Source organism: Nocardia sp. NPDC019219 (assembly GCF_040632645.1).
Classification (GTDB): domain Bacteria; phylum Actinomycetota; class Actinomycetes; order Mycobacteriales; family Mycobacteriaceae; genus Nocardia; species Nocardia sputorum.
In genome coordinates, this window is the sequence record NZ_JBEYCG010000001.1 from 598,013 (window position 1) to 619,044 (window position 21,032).

Genomic DNA, 21,032 nt, shown 5'->3' on the forward strand with positions numbered 1-21,032 from the left:
ATTCATGGCTTGTCACGCCCGTGTCGGAAATATCTCAACGGCCCGATCGCCGAGTTAGCCGCTGCCACTTGGTTTGCCGCGTAGCGAACCGGGGAAATCCACTTCGATGCAGGTGAGGGCGGTTTCCGGGCTTTGTGAGGAAAGTCTCGGGTGGGTGTCGCGCGCCGGTTTCCCCAGGTGGCACCGGGTGCCATGGGGATCGATCGCACGGTACTCGCTGCTTTACACTGGACAACGCGCACACGTGGAGGACCGAATGCAGAAGCCCAGCTAAACCTGGTTATTAGTACTACCTAAGTTGGTTGGGCCCTGGACCTGACTTATCGTTTGCTCTTACGCCGAACACAGAACGTTCGGCTACCTCGCCCGCTCGGGCAGCCCTAGCCAGGTGCTCAGCGTAGCGGGCGAGCACCCGCTCGGAGGTAAGGATCTTGTTAGGGATCCGTTACCGAAGGGCACCCACTACGTCACAGAAGCGGGTGGAGACAACTGCAGACCTGACTGCACGCCGAAGACCATCAGCGCGGCTGGCTTCGGAACGTACGGGCGCAGTCTTGTACGGAGGCGTTCGACGAAAGGCCGTTTTTCTTCGAAGGCCGACTTTCTTGAAGGCAGAGGCATGACGCAACTTCCTGGCCACCGGTCACCTGGACCCATCGGGCTCTACGACCCGGCGAATGAGCACGACGCCTGCGGCGTCGCATTCGTCGTCGACATGCACGGCCGACGCAGCCGCGACATCGTCGACAAGGCTATTACGGCTCTGTTGAACCTGGAGCACCGTGGCGCCGCGGGCGCCGAGCCCAACAGCGGTGACGGCGCGGGCATCCTGATCCAGGTCCCGGACCGCTTCTTCCGCGCCATCGTGGACTTCGAGTTGCCGCCGGAGGGCTCCTACGCCACCGGCATCGCCTTCCTGCCGCAGGCCCGCCGCGAAGCCGCGCGCGCCGCCTACGGCGTGGAGAAGATCGTCAAGGAAGAGGGCCTCGAGGTCCTCGGCTGGCGCGAGGTGCCGATCGACGAGTCGTCGCTCGGTGCGCTGGCGCGCGACGCAATGCCGAGCTTCCGGCAGATCTTCATCGCCTCGCCGAAGAACGCTTCCGATCCGCTGTCGGAGATGGATCTGGAGCGTCGCGCCTACGTGGTGCGCAAGCGGGTCGAGCGCGAGCTGGGGTCGGCCGGTGCGGGTGAGGGCGCGGTCGGCAGGGAGTCGGTCTACTTCCCGAGCCTGTCCGGGCAGACCTTCGTCTACAAGGGCATGTTCACCACGCCGCAGCTGCGCGCGTTCTACCTGGACCTGCAGGACTCCCGCGTGGAGAGCGCCCTGGGCATCGTGCACTCCCGGTTCTCCACCAACACCTTCCCGTCCTGGCCGCTGGCGCACCCGTTCCGCCGGGTGGCGCACAACGGTGAGATCAACACCGTCACCGGCAACGAGAACTGGATGCGCGCCCGCGAGGCGCTGCTGCGCAGCGACGTCTTCGGCGTCGACTCCGCGGGCAAGAACCGGCTGGAGAAGATCTTCCCCGTCTGTACCCCGGGGGCGAGCGACACCGCCCGGTTCGACGAGGTGCTGGAACTGCTGCACCTCGGCGGCCGCAGCTTGCCCCACGCCGTGCTGATGATGATTCCCGAGGCCTGGGAACGCAACGAGACCATGGACCCGCAGCGGCGGGCCTTCTACGAGTACCACTCGATGCTGATGGAGCCGTGGGACGGCCCCGCGTCGGTGTGCTTCACCGACGGCACCGTCGTCGGCGCCGTGCTCGACCGCAACGGCCTGCGGCCGAGCCGTATCTGGGTGACCGACGACGGCCTGGTCGTGATGGCCTCCGAGGTCGGCGTGCTGGACATCGACCCGTCCAAGGTGGTCCAGAAGGCGCGTCTGCAGCCGGGCCGCATGTTCCTGGTCGACACCGCCCAGGGCCGCATCGTCGGCGACGAGGAGATCAAGTCCCAGCTCGCCGCGGAGCACCCGTACCAGCAGTGGCTGGACGCGGGCGTCTCCCGCCTGGCCGACCTGCCCGACCGCCCGCACGTGCACATGTCGCACGACCGCGTGCTGATCCGCCAGCAGATCTTCGGATACACCACCGAGGAGCTCAACCTGCTGATCTCGCCGATGGCCAAGACCGGCGGCGAAGCGCTCGGCTCGATGGGCACCGACACTCCGATCGCGGTGCTTTCGGCCCGCCCGCGCCTGCTGTTCGACTACTTCTCCCAGCTGTTCGCGCAGGTCACCAACCCGCCGCTGGACGCGATCCGGGAAGAGGTGGTCACCAGCCTCAAGCGCAACATCGGCCCGGAGGCCGACCTGCTGCACCCGGGACCGGAGTCCTGCAACATGATCGCGCTGGAGCAGCCGATCCTGGACAACGACGAGCTGGCCAAGCTCGTGCACATCAACGACGACGGATCGCACCCCGAGTTGCGCTCGGTGGTGGTGCGCGGCCTGTACCCGGTGAAGAAGGGCGGCAAGGGCCTGCGCAAGGCGCTGGAGGCGATCAACACCCAGGTGTCGGCCGCCATCGACGGCGGAGCGCGGATCATCGTGCTGTCCGACCGCGAGTCCAACGAGAAGCTGGCGCCGATCCCGTCGCTGCTGCTGACCTCCTCGGTGCACCACCACCTGGTGCGTGAGCGCACCCGCACCATGGTCGGCCTGGTCGTGGAGGCCGGTGACGCCCGCGAGGTGCACCACATGGCCACCCTGGTCGGTTTCGGCGCCGCCGCGATCAACCCTTACATGGCCTTCGAGACCATCGAGGACATGCTCGAGCGCGGCGCGCTGGAGATGCCGGGCAGCACCGGCGACCTGGCCGCCGACTACCGCAAGGCGGTCGCCAACTACAACAAGGCCGCGGGCAAGGGCGTGCTCAAGGTGATGTCCAAGATGGGCATCTCCACGCTGGCCTCCTACAACGGCGCCCAGCTGTTCCAGGTGATCGGCCTGTCGCAGGAGCTGGTGAACGAGTACTTCACCGGCCTGCGCTCGCACCTGGACGGCATCGGCCTGGACGAGATCGCCGAGGATGTCGCGCAGCGGCACCGGGTCGCGTTCCTGGAGAACCGCAACGAGCGCGCGCACCGCGAACTCGAGGTCGGCGGTGAGTACCAGTGGCGGCGCGAGGGCGAATACCACCTGTTCAACCCGGACACGGTGTTCAAGCTGCAGCATGCCACCCGCTCCGGCCAGTACTCGATCTTCAAGGAGTACACCAAGCTGGTCGACGACCAGTCCGAGCGGCTGGCGTCGCTGCGCGGTCTGTTCAAGTTCAAGCACAAGGCGCGCAACCCGATTCCGATCGAGGAGGTCGAGCCGGCCTCGGCGATCGTGAAGCGGTTCTCCACCGGCGCGATGAGCTACGGCTCCATTTCGGCCGAGGCGCACGAGACCCTGGCGATCGCGATGAACCGCCTCGGCGGCCGGTCGAACTCGGGCGAGGGCGGCGAGTCGCCGTCGCGCTTCGAGCCGGAGGAGAACGGTGACTGGCGGCGCAGCGCCATCAAGCAGGTGGCCTCCGGCCGCTTCGGCGTGACCGCGCACTACCTGACCAACTGCACCGACATCCAGATCAAGATGGCGCAGGGCGCCAAGCCCGGTGAGGGCGGCCAGCTTCCGGCGCACAAGGTGTACCCGTGGGTCGCCGAGGTGCGGCACTCGACGCCGGGCGTCGGCCTCATCTCGCCGCCGCCGCACCACGACATCTACTCGATCGAGGATCTGGCGCAGCTGATCCACGACCTGAAGAACGCCAACCCGCAGGCGCGCATCCACGTGAAGCTGGTCGCGGAGCCCGGCGTCGGCACCGTCGCGGCGGGCGTCTCCAAGGCGCACGCCGACGTCGTGCTGATCTCCGGTCACGACGGCGGCACCGGCGCCTCGCCGCTCACCTCGCTCAAGCACGCGGGCGGTCCCTGGGAGCTCGGCCTGGCCGAGACCCAGCAGACGCTGCTGCTCAACGGCTTGCGCGACCGCATCGTCGTGCAGGTCGACGGCCAGATGAAGACCGGCCGCGACGTGATGATCGCCGCGCTGCTCGGCGCCGAGGAGTACGGCTTCGCCACCGCGCCGCTGGTGGTCTCGGGCTGCATCATGATGCGGGTATGCCACCTGGACACCTGCCCGGTCGGCGTCGCGACGCAGAACCCGGTGCTGCGCGAGCGGTTCACCGGCAAGCCGGAATTCGTCGAGAACTTCTTCCTGTTCATCGCCGAGGAGGTCAGGGAGCTGCTGGCGCAGCTCGGCTTCCGCACGCTGGACGAGGCCATCGGCCGGGTCGACCTGCTCGACACCTCGCGGGCCAAGCAGCACTGGAAGGCCAGCAAGCTGGACCTGTCGCCGATCCTGGACGACGTCGAGACGGCGTTCATGTTCCAGGACCGCCGCTGCACCAAGTCCCAGGACCACGGCCTGGACAAGGCGCTGGACCAGCAGCTGATCGTGCAGAGCCGCGACGCGCTGGAACGGGGTCAGGCGGTGAAGTTCGAGACCAAGATCACGAACGTGAACCGCACCGTCGGCACCATGCTCGGCCACGAGGTGACCAAGCTCTACGGCGGCGCGGGCCTGCCCGACGACACCATCGACATCACCTTCACCGGGTCGGCGGGCAACAGCTTCGGCGCCTTCGTGCCCGCGGGCATCACGCTGCGCGTGCAGGGTGACGCGAACGACTATGTCGGCAAGGGCCTGTCCGGCGGCCGGCTGGTGGTGCGCCCATCGCTGAACGCGCCCGGCGAGTTCGTCCCGGAGCGCAACATCATCGCGGGCAACGTCATCCTGTTCGGCGCGACCAGCGGCCAGGTGTTCCTCAGCGGTGTGGTCGGCGAGCGGTTCGCCGTGCGCAACTCCGGCGCCACCGCGGTGGTCGAGGGCGTGGGCGACCACGGCTGCGAGTACATGACGGGTGGCCGGGTGGTCATCCTGGGCGAGACCGGCCGCAACTTCGGCGCCGGTATGTCCGGCGGCGTGGCGTTCGTCTTCGACCCGAACGGCACCTTCGCCGCTCGGCTCAACCCCGAGCAGGCCGACGCCGTCGAGCAGCTGGCCGGTGACGATTTCACCTGGCTGCACGACATCATCACCCAGCACCGTGACCAGACCGGTTCCGCTGTCGCCGAGCGCATCCTGAGCGATTGGTCGCAGCAGGTGAACCACTTCGTGAAGGTCATGCCGCGCGAATACAAGAAGGTTTTGCTCGCCATCTCCGAAGCTGAGAAGAGCGGCAAGGACGTGGACGAAGCGATTATGGAGGCCGCACGTGGCTGACCCCCAAGGGTTCCTGAAGCACACCGCACGCGAACTGCCCAAGCGGCGGCCGGTGCCGCTGCGCCTGATGGACTGGAAAGAGGTCTACGAGGAGAACTTCTCCCACCAGACCTTGCGGACCCAGGCCAGCCGCTGCATGGACTGCGGTATCCCGTTCTGCCACAACGGTTGTCCGCTGGGGAACCTGATCCCCGAGTGGAACGACCTGGTCTACAAGGACCGGTGGCGCGAAGGTATCGACCGGCTGCACGCGACGAACAACTTCCCGGAGTTCACCGGGCGGTTGTGCCCCGCGCCGTGTGAGGCGTCCTGCGTGCTCGGCATCAACCAGGATCCGGTCACGATCAAGCAGGTCGAGGTCGAGATCATCGAGAACGCCTTCGACGAGGGCTGGGTGACCCCGGTCTACCCGACCCGCCTCACCGGCAAGAAGGTCGCCGTCGTCGGTTCCGGTCCGGCCGGTCTGGCCGCTGCGCAGCAGCTGACCCGCGCCGGGCACACCGTGACCGTGTTCGAGCGGGCCGACCGCATCGGTGGTCTGCTGCGCTACGGCATCCCGGAATTCAAGATGGAGAAGCGCTTCATCGACCGCCGTCTCGCGCAGATGGAGGCCGAAGGCACCATCTTCAAGACCGGTGTGAACGTGGGCGTCGACATCACCGCCGAGCAGCTGCGCGAGAAGTTCGACGCGATCGTGCTGGCCGGTGGCGCCACCCTGGCGCGTGACCTGCCGATCCCCGGCCGCGATCTGGACGGCATCCACCAGGCCATGGAGTTCCTGCCGTGGGCCAACCGGGTCCAGCTCGGCGACGACGTCACCGACGACGAGGGCCTGCCGCCCATCCACGCGAAGGGCAAGAAGGTCGTCATCATCGGCGGTGGCGACACCGGCGCCGACTGCCTCGGCACCTCGCACCGCCAGGGCGCGGCCAGCGTGCACCAGTTCGAGATCATGCCGCGTCCGCCGGAGGAGCGGGCCGCGTCCACCCCGTGGCCGACCTACCCGCTGATGTACCGGGTCTCCTCGGCGCACGAGGAGGGCGGCGAGCGGGTGTTCTCGGTGAACACCGAGCGCTTCGTCGGCGCGGACGGCAAGGTGACCGGTCTGGACGCGCACGAGGTCAAGATGGTCAACGGCCGGTTCGAGAAGGTGGAGGGCACCGACTTCACCCTCGAGGCCGACTTGGTGCTGCTGGCCATGGGCTTCGTCGGTCCCGAGAAGCCGGGCCTGCTCACCGATCTGGGCGTCGGCTACGACCAGCGCGGCAACGTGCAGCGCGACAAGAACTGGGCGACCAACGTTCCCGGCGTCTTCGTCGCCGGTGACATGGGCCGCGGCCAGTCGCTCATCGTCTGGGCCATCGCCGAGGGCCGCGCCGCGGCCGCGGGCGTGGACCGGTACCTGGAAGGCGAGACCGCCCTCCCGGCGCCGATCACCCCCACCATGGTGGCTCAGCGCTAGGTCCCCTCTCTTACCGGAGCGGAAACGAAGGCGCCTGTGGACAACTCGTCCACAGGCGCCTTTCCGCATGTCCGGGGCGTTCCGCCACCTCGATCTCCGGGCTTCGTAGCGCACGGGGAACGGAAATCCGACACACTGCGGAGTTCGAATGGCATTGCGGCGTTCGTGGCTTTATTGTGATCTTCGGCGTGCTGCTGATCTTGGGATGCGGTTTTGGGTGCACGTCATCCGGTCGGGTGACTTGTGTTCACCCGGCGTGCACTGGAACGACATCCGGTGAGTTCAGCATTGACGCGGCAACTCGGCGGGAAGTTCGACGAGGGCGAGGTTTGGAGCGGTATGCAGTGGAAGAAGGTCGTCGCGGCTCTGGGCGCGTCCGCGACCGTGATGTCCGGCTTGGTTTTCGGTGGTGCGACGGCGAGCGCCGCGCCCGGTTGCCCGAGCCTGTACGTGGTGGCGATCCCGGGTACCTGGGAGACCGGACGGGACAAGACCCCGCAGCCCGGCATGCTGGCCGGCGTCACCCGCGGCCTCCCGTCCAACACGGAGGTCGACTATGTGACCTATGCCGCGACCGCCTTCCCCTGGGAGGGTGAGGTTTACGGCAACTCCAAGAAGGAGGCGGTCGACAACGCCCGGGGTCTGATCGCGAACATGGCGCAGCAGTGCGGCGCGACCAAGATCGCCCTAATCGGCTACAGCCAGGGCGCGGACGCCGCAGGCGATCTCGCCGCCGAGCTCGGCACCGGCCTCGGTGTCGTGCCTGCCGACCGCGTCGCCGGCGTCGGCCTGATCTCCGATCCGCGTCGTTCGCCCACCGACATCCAGGTCGGCCCGGTCGCTCCTGGTGCCGGCGCGGGCGGCCCCCGGGTCGGCGGCTTCGGCTGGGTCAGCGATCGCACCCGCACCATCTGCGCGCTCGACGACCTCTACTGCGCGACCGCGACCGAGGACTTCGTCACCCGGTTCGCCGGGTTCCTGGCCCAGGCGTCGGACGCCAACCCCGCCAACATGTGGCGCTACCAGATCGAGGCCGGCAACATCATCGGCGACCTGATGAGCTCGGGTGGCGTCCCGACTCTGCAGGCGCAGCTGACCGACTCGGCCAACCAGCAGCGGGCCAAGGACCTGGAGCGCTTCTACAAGTCGCAGGCGCACACCCTGTACGGCAGTTACCCGGTGGGTGGCGGTCAGACCGCCATCTCCTGGATGCACAACTGGATCGCGGGCATGGCCTGAGCCGCAGCGAAACCACGGGCCCACCTCCGGATTCGGAGGTGGGCCCTTTTCGATGTGGCCGGGCGGCTAGCTCGAGCCGGTCGGCGGCAGGAACTGCTGGAACTGGTGGAACTGGTGCGGCGGGCCCCCACGCCACGGGCCGTCACCCGGCCGGTCGTCCGGTCCACGGCGCGGACCGTCGTGCCGTTCATGGTGCTCGAAATGGCGGGGCCTGCCGTCGATGTCGGCGCCCTGCTGCGGTGCGTCCACCAGCTGTACCTGGCCCCGGGCGGCCGCGGTTTCGGCGGAAGCGTTCGCGGCGAGGGCGGCGAGCGGGACGGCGATCAGCGACCCGGCCACGGCGACCCGGGCCAGACGCCGCAGCGGCGTAGCGGTTTTGGAGAGCGACACGGAATTCCTTTCTCTCGAACCGTGAACCACTGTCGGAAGCGGCCCACCGGTCCTATCGAAGATTCCGTCACTGGGACACCGGTGCGACAGACCTGGCAATCGACTGTGAATGCTCAGCACGGAGCGATGCTGCGGGGCAACAACTCCCGGACGTGCCCGTTCTCATCGACGGTGGCCGGCACCGTCTCGTTGCACAACAGAGCCCGCCTCCGAATTCGGAGGCGGGCACTGTTCGATGTGGTCGACTGGCTAGCTCGACCCGGTCGGCGGCAGGAACTGCTGCGGGCCATCCTGCCGCGGGGCGTCGTTCGGGCCACGGCCCGGGCCGTTGTCCGGTCCCTGACCTGGTCCGTTGTCGGGTCCGTGGCCGGGGCCGTCGTCCGGTCCACGGCCCTGATCGTCATGCCGTCCGTCACGGTCGAACTGGCGATCGTGGTCCGCGATCTGCTGCGGTGTGTCCACCAGCTGTACAACGCTCTGGTCGGACGGGGTTTCTGCGGATGCGGTCGCCGAGAGGGCCGCCAGCGGGACGGCGATCAGCGCGCCGGCTAGGGCCACCTGGGCCAGACGCCGCAGCGGTGTAGCGGTTGTGGAGAGCGACACGAGAATCCTTTCGTTCGGATCGTGGGCCGCCGGTCGGAGCGGCTCACGTGTCCTATCTCAGCTCGCGTCACTGGCACATCGATGCGACCGGCCTGGCAATCGGCTGGGAAGGCTCAGTGCGGGACGATATTGCGAGGCAACAGATCCCACACGTGGCCGTTCTCGTTCACGGTGGCGGCCGTGCGCCGCCCGGTGCGGGAGAACAGGATCCTGGTGATCGAGCAGTAGTCGATGGGGAAGGTCAGCGGTCTTTCCAGCCCGAGGACCTCTTGCAGCAGCACGTTGATCACTCCGCCGTGCGCGAACGCGACCACCGTGTCCGCCGGGTCGGCGGCCGCGACGATATCGGAGACGGCAGCGTGCACCCTGGCCTTGAACGCGGCACCGTCCACCTGCACCGGCAGGTGACCGGCCTTGATCCGGTCATAGGCGTCGCGGAATTCGACCTTGGCATCCTCGATGGGGATGTAGGCAGGCAGATCGCGATCGTATTCGGCGAGGTCGTCGACGACATCGACGCCGAGACCCAGCTTCGCCGCGGTCGGCGCCGCCGTTTCCCTGGCCCGGCGCTGCGGGCTGCTCACCACCCGGGACACCCGATGATGGCCGAGCGCCGCAGGCACCCGCTCGGCCTGCTCCACTCCCACCGGGGCCAATTCCGGGTCGGCGGGCCCACCGGAGCTCAGCATCCGGACCGGCTGGGCATGGCGAACGAGAATCAACTGCACCCACCCCACTCTGCCGCATTCGCCTGCCCGGTCTCCTCTCGCCCCGGTGCGACCGCTGTGCATGGCCACCTGCGGTGAGATACTCGATGCCATGCCCGTCGAGCCGTTTCCCCAGTGGCTGCGTCCGCCGCCCGGCGGGTTCGTAGCCGAGGATCTCGATCGCCTGCCAGACCTTCCTCCACACACCGAGTTGATCGACGGGAGTCTCGTCTTCGTGAGTCCGCAGGCGAAGTTCCACATGCTGGCCATAACGTTGCTCGATTCCGTGCTTCGTCGGCTCGCCCCGGAACACCTGCGGGTACGCCGGGAGATGACCGTGACACTGGGACGGGACCAGCGCCCGGAGCCGGACCTGATAGTGATTCACGCCGATCGCGACGGTGGTCCCGAGCTGACCTCGTATCAGGCCGACGATGTCGTACTGGCAGTCGAGGTCGTATCCGCCGAATCGCGGACACGCGATCGAGAGCGCAAACCACAGCTGTATGCCCGGGCGGGCATTGCGCATTTCTGGCGGGTCGAGAACGTCGACGGCCGACCGGTGGCGTATGTCTACGAGCTGGATCCGGCGACGAAAGATTACGCGCTCACCGGTATTCATCACGATCGGCTGAAGCTGACCGTGCCGTTCGATATCGACGTCGACCTCACCGAGATCGACCGGATCTGAAGCCGGTCGCGCGGGCCTGGTCAGGTGAGGCCGGGTCTCAGCGAGCACACGACCGCGCAGCTGCTTGCCGAGCCGACATCGGGTGCACGGTGCCGTGGACGACGAGAAACGACGGCCCGGGTCGCGTCGCGTCATTCGGGCCGTCGGATGTCTGCCGCTAGGTGTTCTTCTTGCGCTTGGTCAGCAGGTAGATGCCGCCGATGATCAGTGCGACCACCAGCAGGCAGCAGATCGCGCCGATGATCAGGCCGCCTCCGCCCCTGCTCTTCTTCTTTTTGGCGGCCAACTCGAGCGCGGAGTTCCACGTGTCGGGGCTGGCCCATACGGTGTGGTCCAGCAGACTCGCGTTCGTCAGCAGGTCAAGGTACATATTCGAACCCCTTTGGTGTAGCGGCCTCCTCCCGGAGCCGAATCTCCAAGGGTAGCGGCCCGATTCGCTCGATGAGAACTCTTCCGGACGAAGGGGCGGTCAGCGGGGTTTCACCAAAGGGAAAGGCAAGGTCTCGCGAATGCTGCGGCCGGTGATCAGCATGACGATCCGGTCCACGCCCATGCCCAGTCCGCCGGTGGGCGGCATCGCGTGCTCGAGCGCCTGCAGGAAGTCCTCGTCGAGTTCCATCGCCTCCGGGTCGCCGTTGGCCGCGAGCAGTGACTGCTCGGTGAGCCTGCGGCGCTGCTCCACCGGGTCGGTGAGTTCGCTGTAGGCGGTGCCCAGTTCCACGCCCCAGGCCACCAGGTCCCAGCGCTCGGTGACGCCGGGGATGCTGCGGTGCTGTCTGGTCAGCGGGGAGACCGAAGTCGGGAAGTCGATGTAGAACGTCGGCTCCTCGGTGCGGGATTCGACGAGGTGCTCGTACATCTCGAGCACCACCTGGCCGGCGTCCCACCCGTGCTGATAAGGCACGTCGGCCTTTTCGCACAGTTCGCGCAGCTCCGCGACACCGGTCTCGGGAGTGATCTGGCTGCCGATCGCCTCCGACACAGCGCCGTGCACTGTCTGCACCCGCCAGTCGCCGGAGATGTCCACCTCCTCGAAGCTGCCGTCGCCGTTGGGCCGCAGGGCCACCATGGCTCCGTTGGCCGCGATCGCGGCATTCTGGATCAGCCTCCGGCAGGTGTGCATCATGCGCTCGTAGTCGCTGTGCGCCTCGTAGGCCTCCAGGATGGTGAACTCGGGGTTGTGGCTGAAGTCGACGCCTTCGTTGCGGAACGTCCGCCCGATCTCGAACACCTTCTCCATGCCGCCGACGCACAGCCGCTTCAGATACAGCTCGGGCGCGATCCGCAGGTAGAGGTCGAGGTCGTAGGCGTTGATGTGGGTGATGAACGGCGTGGCGTTGGCGCCGCCGTGCACCTGCTGGAGGATCGGCGTCTCCACTTCCAGGAAACCGAGCGAGTTCAGCGAGTCCCGCAGCGAGCGCACCACCGCGCTGCGCTTGGCCAGCACCTCGCGGATCTCGGTGTTGATCGCCATGTCGACATAGCGCTGCCGCACCCTGGCCTCGGGATCGGCCAGCCCTTTCCACTTGTCCGGCAACGGGTGCAGGCACTTGCCCAGCATTCGCCAGTCGGCCGCGAGCAGCGAGAGCTCACCGCGCCTGCTCGCCCCGATCTGCCCGCTCACCTCGATCAGATCGCCGAGATCGAAGAACTCGCCGAACTCGGCGCTGCGCGCGGCGCCGACCCGGTCGCGGTCGATGACCAGCTGGATGTCGTCGGTCCAGTCGCGGACCACGGCGAAGATCACGCCGCCGTAGTCGCGGATGCGCAGCAGTCTGCCGCAGACCCGCACCGTGGTGCCCCGGGGCGAACGCCGCGCGTCGGCGACGGTGTGCGTCGGGGGATAGGCGACCGGATAGGGATCGATACCGGCATCGGCCAAGCGCGCCAGTTTGTCCATGCGCACGCGGACCTGTTCGGGCCTGCGCGGCAGTTGCTCCTCGGCCTCCGCCTCGGTGATGTCCGGCGGGCTGCCGTCGGTGTGCAGCCCGGTCACGGTGGCAGGCACCGCGACATGCTCACCGGTGTGGGCGGCGGCGTCGGGTTCCTTGCCGAACCGGGGCAGGAATCCCTCGGCCAGCGCGCTGGCCACCGCGACGCGCGGCAGCTGCCTGCGCTCTTCGAACAGGAAGAAGCGCGGCGCCCAGTACGGCTGGTACTTCACGTTCGATCGATACAGCGCCTCCAGCTGCCACCAGCGGGAGAAGAACAGCAGCACGCCGCGCCACAAGCGCAGCACGGGACCGGCTCCGATCCGCCCGCCTTCCTCGAACACCGAGCGGAATACCGCGAAATTGAGCGACACCTTGGTGATGCCGTACTGCTCGGAGTTCAGCGCGAGCTGCGAGATCATCAGCTCCATCACGCCGTTGGGCCCGCCGGGGTCGCGGCGCATCAACTCCAGCGAGGCGCCCGTGCGGCCCCACGGCACCAGCGACAACATGCCGAGCACCCGATCCTGCGGGTTGACGGCCTCGACCAGCAAACAGTCGCCGTCCAGCGCATCGCCCAAGCGGCCGAGCGCCATGGAGAACCCGCGCTCGGTCTCGGTGTCGCGCCAAGCGTCGGCGCGGGCGATGATCCGGGCGAACTCCTCCGCGGGGATGTCGCGGTGCCTGCGGATACGGACGATGACGCCGTGTTTGCGCAGCCGGTTCGCGGCCTGGCGCACCGGTTTCATCTCCGGCCCCGCCAGCGAGAAGTTCCTGGTGTCCAGAATGGCCTCGTCGCCGAGGCGCAGCGCGGACAGGCCCGCGCGGCGGTAGGCCGTCGCACCGAGTTCGCTCGCGCCCATCACCGCGGGAGCCCACCCGAAACGATCGGCCAAGCGCAGCCAGGCATCGATCGCCTGCGGCCACGCCTCGCGGATGCCGACCGGGTCGCCACTGGCCAGGCACACGCCGAGCTCCACCCGATAGGTCACCGCCGCTTTGCCGCTGGGGGCGAACACCACCGCCTTGTCCCGGCGGGTGGCGAAGTAGCCGAGGGAATCCTCCACGTCCGAGCGGTCCAGCAAACCCCGGATGGCCGACTCGTCGGTACCGGTCATCGCGTTCGCCGCCCGCTGCGAGCGCAGCAGGATGACCACCGCGGCCAGCAGCGCGACCGCGCCGAACAGGCCGAGCAGGAAGTTGACGAACGGCGGCGGATGTCCGTCGAAGTGCTCGTTGTCCGCCAGCACGGCAGCGGTCACGCGATAGACCGCCCACCCCGGTCGCTGCACGCCCTGCGGGAGGCTGCCGGGGAACAATTCCACCAAGCCCCACCCGAGCAGCGCGCCGATGGCCAGGCCGCCGGCCAGCACGCCGAGCGCCTTCCACCCGGCGCCGCGGCGCACCTTGGTGTAGAACTCCGGCCAGGCCGCGACGAGCACACCGATCGTGGCCAGGTGCAGCACCATCGCCACCAGCGCGTGAATACTGCCCCGATCGGCGAAGGTGACGGCGTTGACCACGGCGTAGATCGCGAGATAGCCGACCAGCAACCACCAGGCGATCCGTTTGCGGCTGGCGATCGCGCCTGCCGTCAGCCCGACGACCAACGCCCACATCAGGTTCGTGTCGGGCGCGTCGAAGTAATACGTATCGATATAGCGGCGCGGCACCTGGGTCAGGAAACGCAGGCCGGGTGAGAGGCTCCAGAGGAAGCACAGCACCGCGAATACCCCGAGCGTCAATCCCGCGATATGCGGCACTTCCGAAAGTCGTCCGTGACCCCGGTGGGGAACCGGCGGAGTCGGTTTATCCGCGCGTGGTGCGGTATCGAGGTGTTGCTGGGCTTGCGTGGAGGTCACGGAACCAGTGTGTACGTGAGTGTGTCGGATTTGCCAAGCCTGCGGGGCGCGTGTTTGTGCGGTGTTTGTGCGGGCGGTACTTCGTCGCGATGAGTATGCCGCAGGTCGGAGCCGAACACGAACTTTCCTGATTCCGCGGCGCCCTGCACGACAGGGCCGAGCGAATCGGAGTGAATTTCGATACGTGCGATAGCAGCGATCGGATTTCGGTCGATGCCCGGCGAGGGTTCGAGTTGCTCCGAGATCGCTGGGCGTGTGGGGCGGTGTCCGGCGAGTTGGGGTGAGGGAGTAAGTATTTACCCCATGTCGGAACCAGTCGAAGTACCGATCGATGACGACGTTATTCGGCTCGGCCAGTTTCTGAAGCTGGCCAACCTGATCGACTCGGGTTCGGAGGCGAAGACGGTCATCGCCGCCGGATTGGTGCGGGTGAACGACGAGGTCGAACTGCGGCGCGGGCGGCAACTGCACATCGGCGACGTGGTGGCTCTCGCCGGTCACAAGGCGATCGTGTCCGCCTGACGGCCGGAGCGGTCCGGCCGCGCCGCCGAACCGGCTCAGTCCTCGGCGCGCACCACGATGCCGTCGTGGTCGCTGTAGAGCATGTCGCCGGGCACGAACGTCACCCCGCCGAACTCCACCGGCACATCGCGGTCACCGCTCCCGGTCTGCGTGCTCTTGCGCGGGTTGGTGCCCAGCGCCTTGATACCGATGTCCAGGGTCCGCAAGATGGCGGAGTCGCGAACCGCGCCGTTGACGACGACGCCCGCCCAGCCGTTCTCGACGCCGCGCCCGGCGATGATGTCGCCGACCAATGCCGTATGCACGCTCGCGCCGCCGTCGACCACCAGCACCTTGCCCTCGCCCGGCTCACCGAGCGTCTGCTTCACCAGGAGATTGTCCTGGAAACAGCGGATGGTGGTGATGCGTCCGGAGAACGCCGCCCGCCCGCCGAACTGGATGAACTGCGTATCGCAGCTGCGGATCTCCGGGCCGATCTCGTCGGCCAGGTCGGCGGTGGCGATTACATTCTGCGATTCGGTCACGGTGTTTATTCTCCAGCGCCTGCGGCGCTGGGTGTTCGCGGCCCCCTCATGGCTCGCGTTTGCGCGACCGCCGCTTGCTCCTTCGTCGCGTGCGCGGCGGCCGCGCAAACGCGAGCCGGGTCGCGAACGGCGGATGCTCGGGTCTCGCTTCGCTCGAAACCGGGAGTCGAGGTGCGCTGGGTGCGTGGGGTTCGAAGGTCGGCCCCCGGCACGCGGTTCAGCGTGGCTGGTGGCACGAGACTCCCTCGTCTAGACGGCAGTAACGCGAACGGGAGCTTGGCCGTGAGCGGTGAGGGCTCGACCTCGCTTGCTCGGAAGACGTGGGCAGGTGTGATTGCGGTGGCGCAGGGTCGTCGCTTGCTCATTTGTTGCGGAGCAGGTCGTTCGGGTGTGCTCCTTGGGGGTGACCGGCCGGGTTCGGATTGCCGGGTGGTCGGAGGGGGATGGGGTGGCGCTACCCGGTGGATCGGCTTCGTTCCGTAGGCGTGCACAGGCGGCGCGCGTGGTTGTCAGCGCGCGAGGCGGTGGGCGGCGTTATCGGTGGCCGTAGCGCAGTTCGTACAGGTCGCGGTCGTGTTCGGTGCACTTGCCGTGGTCGACCAGGTCTGGGTTGAGGCCGTGCTGGACCAAGCGGAAGCGGCGCCATACGTAGCTGAGGGCGACCGTGAAGACCACCATCGGGACGATCATCATCACGATCAAGCCGATCTTCAGGGGCATCGGCCCGGGGAACAGCAGCACCAGGGCGAAGAACGGGATGATCGGCCCGAGGAAACGGACGAGATAGCGTTCCATGGCCCCGTGCCCGACGAGGTCGTGGGTGACCCACTCGTGCAGCTCCTCGGGGAGCTCGCGGCCCAGATCGTAGGCGACCCGCTGCCTGAACGTGGGGGTTTGCATATCACAAGGCTATGCCTGTGGTATAAGTCACCGCTAGTTCCCGGCGCGGCTCACCCGCGTCCGTGCCTGCGCTCGTAGTCGAGCCGTTCGCGCTCGTCGCGGCGACGGGCGTCGGCGTCGGCGAGCGCGGGGTCGAGACCGTGCTTGATCAGCCGATGGCGCCGGTAGACGTACAGCAGCGCCACCGTGAAGTAGATCAACGGGATGTACAACAGCGCCATCATCGCCAGACCCATCCACAACGGGCCGGGCAGCAGCAGGAAGAGCATGAGCACCGGAAGCACGGGCACCAGGAATCGCACCAGATAGCGCCGCGTGGCCCCGGGCCCGACCAGGTCGTCTCGCACCCAGTCGGACATCGATTCCGGCAGGGTACGGCCGAAGATATAGCCGACCCGTTGGCCGAACGAGGGGGAAGCGCGCACGCCTCCAGCATCCCGACTCCGCAATCACCCGCGCAACTACGCCCCACCCGCTTCGCGGAACGCGACCGGACCAAGATTGCGGCCATCGTCCCGCCTCATGGCCACCGCCGGTGGACTCTGGATCGATAGCGCGGCCGGGCATACGACATCTCCTGACGTAACTGCTCGCCCTGCCGGCCGATGGCGCGGTACCAGTCACTGACCGCGAACACTCAGCGCCGCAGGCGCTGAAAACCCAACACAGTCGCGGCCGATCAAACACGTCCCGCATGGAACGCGGCGATCTGCGTAACCAGGTTGTGCGTCGTGTGCTGCACGGCGATCTTCACGAACGGTTCGATGGTCTTACCGAGGGCTCGCCCCGCCAGGCCGCCGGGCACTCGGAAGTCCACGATCGCGTCGACGGTGCACAAGTCGTCGCCCTTGGCGTGGAACAGGAACGTGGATTCGACGTCGAAACCCTTGATCGACTCGACGCCGATCGCGAAGTTCTCCTCCCACCGAATCACCCGGATCCGCGATTTCAGTGCGGCGGGACCCAGCTTCATGTGCCCATCGAACGTGGCGCCGACCCCTTCGGTCTGCTCGCCGACCGGAGTGAAGGACTGGATGCCGTGCAGGAATCGCGACAGGTTCCGGTAATCGTTCACATAGGCGAACGCTGACTCGGCCGAGGCCACGCAATCCTCGACGATCTTCACTTCGGTCATGCGCAGACCCTAACCGGGGCGGGCCGATCCGGCTCAGGCTGTCACCGCCAAGGTGGCGGCGAGGCCGAAGGCGAGCGCCATCACGATCACCTCGGCTATCGCGCGGCGCAGCGAGTCGTCGGCGTCCATCCGGTGGTCGGCCGCCTTCGGCACCCAACTGCGCCGCCACCACCAGCCGAGAGCGAGCAAGCCGAGCAGCACCACGGTCTTGGCGAGCAGGATCCGGCCGTAGCCGGTGCCGACGAACGGAGCTACCCCTCCGACCCGGATCAGCCCGTTGAGCAGCCCCGTCACCGCCACGATCGCCACCAGGGGCAGCGCCACCGCCGAATACCTCGGCAGCACCACCGCCCACTCGCCGCGGGTCCGCACGACCAGTGCCAGCGCGATCAGCAACCCGAACCAGGCGCCCGCCGCCAGCGCGTGCACCGCGGCGAGCACCGACCCGAACGCCTGCTGCGACATGTGTCCGGTGATCGGCCGCAACGCCAGCGCGACCGCGGCGAACACCAGCACCAGATCCGCGGAGGCGGACCCGGGTCGCCGGAAGGCGAGCGCCGACCCGCAGGCCACCGTCGCGACGCCGGCCAGGATCGCGATCCCGATCTGCCCGCCGCTGACGTCGACCAGATAGGTGCCGAACTCCTCGGCGCCGAGTTCGCGTACCGGAACGCCGACCACCTCGGCTGCCTCGAAGATCAGCACGGCGAATTCCGCGACCGCCCAGATTCCGGCGAGCACCGCCAGCAGCCGCCACGGTGTCGTCAACCGCGGCGTCACGCGGGGCAGGGCCGCCAATCCCAGTGCGGTCGCCCCGACACCGTCGGCCACCACCCGGACCACGGCCTCACCGGGCAGCGGACTCGGCAGGATCAGCACCCAGGCGAGTGCGACGCCGAGCAATCCGGCCGGGAAGGCCAGGAGCAGCGCGGGCCAGGGCGTTCGGCCGGGAGCGCGCCGCGCGCCGCCTCGGCCGCCGGTCTTCACGTCGCTCACCGCTTCTGGTCGCGGCTCCTGCCGCCGAACAACGCGAACGCGAGTCCGCCACCGAACAGGACCACCGCCCCGGCGACGAACACCCACAGCGGAATTCCGTCCGAGCCGTCGGAGCTGTCGTGCGCCTTCGCGTTCGGTTTCGGTCCCGGCGTGCCGTTGCCCGGCTTGCTGAGCGTGAAGTGCCGTTTGCCGCTGACGGGGTGTCCGTCGGCCGAGGTCACCCGGTAGGCGATGGTGTATTCGCCGACCGGCCCCAACTCGCCCAGGACGACGCTCACCGTATTGCCTTCGACCACGGGGTCGCCCTTGGACCAGAGGTTGCCGTCCGGTCCGACGACGGTGAGCGACGGGAAGCTGGGCTGCAGTGCCTCGTTGAACGCCACGCTGGCGCGCTCGGGCCCGGCGTCCACTGTCGCGTTGTCGTCCGGGACGCTTCCGGTGGCCGCGGAGTGCGCGGCGGCGACCCCGGTTGCGGCGATACCGAATCCGAGCAGGAACAGGCCCGTGACAAGGGCGGCGAGGAGTCGGCGGTTCATGAGCGACGTCCGCGAACGACATTGCCGAGGCCGAGCGCGACACCGAGCAGGCCGAGCGCGAGGCCGATCCCGCCGAGCCAGCGGGCCGTCTCGTCCTCGTGCTCGGAGTCCTCGTCCGCGGCTTCGCTGCTCACTTTGTGCCCGTCCCCATCCTCTTTCCCGGGGGCCAAGGTGACCGACGGGGCCGGATGTTCGGGTTCGTCGCCGTCCTTCTCGACCGGTTGGTCCCAGCTGACCACCTTGCCGTCGGAATAGGTCTGCTTGGCGGGGAAGCTCACCGAATCCTGCGCGGGCAGGGGGCCGAGGGACACCGCGAAGCGCTGGAACTGACCGGGCGGGATACCCGGCGCGCCGGGATCGGCGGTCCAGGTGATCGCGGTGATCTCCTTCTTGTCGTTGCGTTCGACCTTGGCCGACCATCCCGGAATCGGCTCGGTCCGCGCCGATTTGAGATTGGGCAGGGTGACGGTGAGCGCTGTAGTGCCCGCGGTATCCGATTCGGTGGGCACCCGGAAGGTGGCGACGGCGTATCCGCCTTGTGTCGCGCCGGGAGCGTCCACCGTGACGTGGGCGGCGGCGGTGCCGCCCGCGAGGAGGACGAGTGCCGTTGTCGTGACGGTCGTTCCGACGGCGCGCGAAAGAGAGCTGTGCATGCTGAAGCTTCCTGTGCGAAGGTACATGGGTGTCGGGCGGTCAGGCCGACACCGGCGGCGCGCGCGGGCCGAGCGCACCGAGCGGAGCACAGCGATAGGGCGGAAGGCCGGAATCCGGCCAGAGCGGCGCGCCGACGATCCGTGCCCTCCGCGGCGGCGCGAGTATCGCGCGAAGTGCGCCGGAGGCGGCGGCGTAGAGCCGCTCGGTGAGCACGATCAGCGCCGCGCAGGCGGCAGTCGCGACGATGTGCGCGAGCAGCATCCCTCCGGTCGGCAATGGGGATGACGTTGCGCTGGAGCCGCTTTCGGTGTGGTCGTGGCCGAGCAGAACCGACAGCGCGACGTGGCTCAGCAGCTGACCGGCGCCGAGCGACCCGGCCACGACGCACGGGTGCGCCCGCAGGGTTCCCGCGGCCGAACCGAATCCGGCGGCGATCAGCAGCAGCAACGTCAGTTCGGTGGTGCGCGGCGCACCTCCGCCCGCCGCCCCGTGCGCCGCCACGGCCAAGACGCCGACGAGCACGCCGACCAGGCCACCACGCAGGTGGCCGGTGATCGGGTGCGGGGACATCGGGACGGGGACGCTCAGCGCACGCCGAGCCGGGCCAGGATGTCGGACTCGATCCCGGACAGTTCGTGGGAGATGGACGCGTGCACCGAACGGCGGCGGTTGGCAGGCATCTGGTCGGAGGTGTGCACCGCCGCCGTCAGACTGCCGAGACGGTCCTTGGTGGCGGTGACGAACTTCTGCGTCTCGCCTTTGTCCTTGCCGTCCTGCGCGCCGATCTTCGCCAGGGCCGCTTCGGCATTCGTGATGCGCGCCTGCAGTTTGGCGCCGTGTCCGCTGAAGTCGCCGAGCTGGTCGATGCCCACGCCGAGTTGCTGGGCGCGGCGGGTGTCCAACTGCCCGCGCAGGAAGGTGGCGCCGCGGTAGGCGAGCGGGGCGAGCACCGGGATGAGCACCCGCGCCACGCCGAGATACTTCTTCACCTGGCCGGCGCTGAACGGATCGCGTTCGGCCTTGGCGGCCACCTTCAGCGCGGCCTTCTCCTCCGCCTGGAACGCCGCGATCTGCGCTTTGGCCACCTTGCGCTGGGTGCGGGCCTCGGCGCGGCGTGCCTTGCGGTCGTTCTTCGCGGCGAGCTTGGCCTCGATCGCGGCCTTGTGCTTGAGGGCTTTCGCCTCGGCCCTGCGGCTCGGCCGCCGCTTGCGCTTCGTGAACAACCCCATCGAAGGCCCTCCGTCATGCTGGTTCGCCATGGCAGTACGACGCCGGGGAAGCCCGTCCGCCCATGTCACACGCTTTGCCGCTACCCTATCGGGTCCCCGGTCTCAGCTGCGAGGGTAGTGCGGCCCCCGCACTCCGCACCTGCCGAAGCGGCATCACCTCGGTCGACCGAACTTTCGGCCCCGAGCGAGCCGGCCAGATATCTCGCGTCCCTGCTGCCTGCGCTGGATGCGGCGATTACCACCTGACGCAACCACCCACCTGAACTCCCGGTTTCGAGCGGAGCGAGACCGAGCATGCGCCGTTCGCGGCCCGGCTCGCGTTCGAGCGGCCGCCGCGTCCGCGACGAAGTCGCCAGCGGCGGTCGCTCGAACGCGAGCC

The 21,032-nt window shown here is 68.2% G+C and carries 19 protein-coding genes; 5 read left to right on the top strand and 14 right to left on the bottom strand.

Translation table 11 applies throughout. The annotated features are described in order from the left end of the window. Positions 1-619 precede the first annotated feature (619 nt). The 3 genes from gltB (at position 620) to ABZ552_RS02710 (ending at position 7,973) form a co-directional block, all read left to right on the top strand. Positions 620-5,272 (top strand): glutamate synthase large subunit, encoded by a 4,653-nt coding sequence (gene gltB / locus ABZ552_RS02700; RefSeq protein WP_281876590.1) that lies wholly within the window; start codon positions 620-622, stop codon positions 5,270-5,272. Then, on the top strand, positions 5,265-6,734 hold the full coding sequence (locus tag ABZ552_RS02705) for a glutamate synthase subunit beta (protein WP_281876591.1): 1,470 nt from the start codon (positions 5,265-5,267) through the stop codon (positions 6,732-6,734). Before gltB ends, ABZ552_RS02705 begins: the two co-directional genes overlap by 8 nt. A 339-nt stretch (positions 6,735-7,073) precedes the next feature. Further along, the gene (locus ABZ552_RS02710; RefSeq protein ID WP_281881226.1) at positions 7,074-7,973 is read left to right on the top strand and encodes a cutinase family protein; all 900 of its coding nucleotides are present in this window, start codon (positions 7,074-7,076) and stop codon (positions 7,971-7,973) included. Positions 7,974-8,039: 66 nt separating this feature from the next. Here the strand turns inward: ABZ552_RS02710 and ABZ552_RS02715 are convergent, their stop codons facing one another. From ABZ552_RS02715 to ABZ552_RS02725, 3 genes are all read right to left on the bottom strand, one after another. Further along, positions 8,040-8,363: a hypothetical protein gene (locus tag ABZ552_RS02715; RefSeq protein WP_357435311.1), complete on the bottom strand. Its 324-nt coding sequence runs from the start codon at positions 8,361-8,363 to the stop codon at positions 8,040-8,042. Between the two features lie 249 nt (positions 8,364-8,612). Beyond that, a complete protein-coding gene (locus ABZ552_RS02720; protein WP_357435313.1) occupies positions 8,613-8,966 on the bottom strand; it encodes a hypothetical protein in 354 nt (117 codons plus the stop codon). Positions 8,967-9,079: 113 nt separating this feature from the next. Further along, a complete protein-coding gene (locus ABZ552_RS02725) occupies positions 9,080-9,694 on the bottom strand; it encodes a histidine phosphatase family protein (protein WP_357435315.1) in 615 nt (204 codons plus the stop codon). A 91-nt stretch (positions 9,695-9,785) separates the two neighbouring features. Here ABZ552_RS02725 and ABZ552_RS02730 point away from each other — a divergent pair, with 91 nt between their 5' ends. Continuing rightward, positions 9,786-10,364, top strand: a complete 579-nt coding sequence (locus ABZ552_RS02730; protein WP_281876596.1) for a Uma2 family endonuclease — start codon at positions 9,786-9,788, stop codon at positions 10,362-10,364. Between the two features lie 157 nt (positions 10,365-10,521). On the opposite strand, the gene ABZ552_RS02735 is transcribed toward ABZ552_RS02730, so the two are convergent. Both ABZ552_RS02735 and lysX read right to left on the bottom strand, forming a co-directional pair. Further along, on the bottom strand, positions 10,522-10,734 hold the full coding sequence (locus ABZ552_RS02735) for a hypothetical protein (RefSeq protein WP_062967019.1): 213 nt from the start codon (positions 10,732-10,734) through the stop codon (positions 10,522-10,524). Between the two features lie 99 nt (positions 10,735-10,833). Further along, on the bottom strand, positions 10,834-14,157 hold the full coding sequence (lysX, locus tag ABZ552_RS02740; RefSeq protein ID WP_357435317.1) for a bifunctional lysylphosphatidylglycerol synthetase/lysine--tRNA ligase LysX: 3,324 nt from the start codon (positions 14,155-14,157) through the stop codon (positions 10,834-10,836). A 303-nt stretch (positions 14,158-14,460) separates the two neighbouring features. Between lysX and ABZ552_RS02745 the strand changes: the two genes are divergently transcribed. Then, positions 14,461-14,679, top strand: a complete 219-nt coding sequence (locus ABZ552_RS02745; RefSeq protein ID WP_039794186.1) for an RNA-binding S4 domain-containing protein — start codon at positions 14,461-14,463, stop codon at positions 14,677-14,679. Between the two features lie 35 nt (positions 14,680-14,714). Here the strand turns inward: ABZ552_RS02745 and rraA are convergent, their stop codons facing one another. The 9 genes from rraA to ABZ552_RS02790 form a co-directional block, all read right to left on the bottom strand. After that, on the bottom strand, positions 14,715-15,203 hold the full coding sequence (gene rraA, locus ABZ552_RS02750; protein WP_281876597.1) for a ribonuclease E activity regulator RraA: 489 nt from the start codon (positions 15,201-15,203) through the stop codon (positions 14,715-14,717). A 534-nt stretch (positions 15,204-15,737) separates the two neighbouring features. Continuing rightward, positions 15,738-16,103, bottom strand: coding sequence for a DUF5313 family protein (locus ABZ552_RS02755; RefSeq protein WP_195085088.1), 366 nt, complete (start codon positions 16,101-16,103; stop codon positions 15,738-15,740). A gap of 50 nt (positions 16,104-16,153) precedes the next feature. Then, positions 16,154-16,528, bottom strand: coding sequence for a DUF5313 family protein (locus tag ABZ552_RS02760; protein WP_357435319.1), 375 nt, complete (start codon positions 16,526-16,528; stop codon positions 16,154-16,156). 254 nt (positions 16,529-16,782) lie between these two features. Continuing rightward, positions 16,783-17,238 (bottom strand): SRPBCC family protein, encoded by a 456-nt coding sequence (locus ABZ552_RS02765; RefSeq protein WP_281876598.1) that lies wholly within the window; start codon positions 17,236-17,238, stop codon positions 16,783-16,785. A gap of 33 nt (positions 17,239-17,271) precedes the next feature. Next, positions 17,272-18,234: a CopD family protein gene (locus ABZ552_RS02770; RefSeq protein WP_350356357.1), complete on the bottom strand. Its 963-nt coding sequence runs from the start codon at positions 18,232-18,234 to the stop codon at positions 17,272-17,274. Beyond that, positions 18,231-18,770, bottom strand: coding sequence for a copper resistance CopC family protein (locus ABZ552_RS02775; RefSeq protein ID WP_281876600.1), 540 nt, complete (start codon positions 18,768-18,770; stop codon positions 18,231-18,233). The genes ABZ552_RS02770 and ABZ552_RS02775 overlap by 4 nt, the downstream gene beginning before the upstream one ends. After that, positions 18,767-19,423 carry a YcnI family protein gene (locus ABZ552_RS02780; protein ID WP_281876601.1) on the bottom strand — a complete coding sequence of 219 codons (657 nt, stop codon included), beginning with the start codon at positions 19,421-19,423 and terminating at the stop codon, positions 18,767-18,769. The genes ABZ552_RS02775 and ABZ552_RS02780 overlap by 4 nt, the downstream gene beginning before the upstream one ends. A gap of 40 nt (positions 19,424-19,463) precedes the next feature. Beyond that, positions 19,464-19,994 carry a hypothetical protein gene (locus ABZ552_RS02785; protein ID WP_281876602.1) on the bottom strand — a complete coding sequence of 177 codons (531 nt, stop codon included), beginning with the start codon at positions 19,992-19,994 and terminating at the stop codon, positions 19,464-19,466. 14 nt (positions 19,995-20,008) lie between these two features. Continuing rightward, positions 20,009-20,653 carry a DUF6474 family protein gene (locus tag ABZ552_RS02790; RefSeq protein ID WP_281876603.1) on the bottom strand — a complete coding sequence of 215 codons (645 nt, stop codon included), beginning with the start codon at positions 20,651-20,653 and terminating at the stop codon, positions 20,009-20,011. Positions 20,654-21,032: the final 379 nt, after the last annotated feature.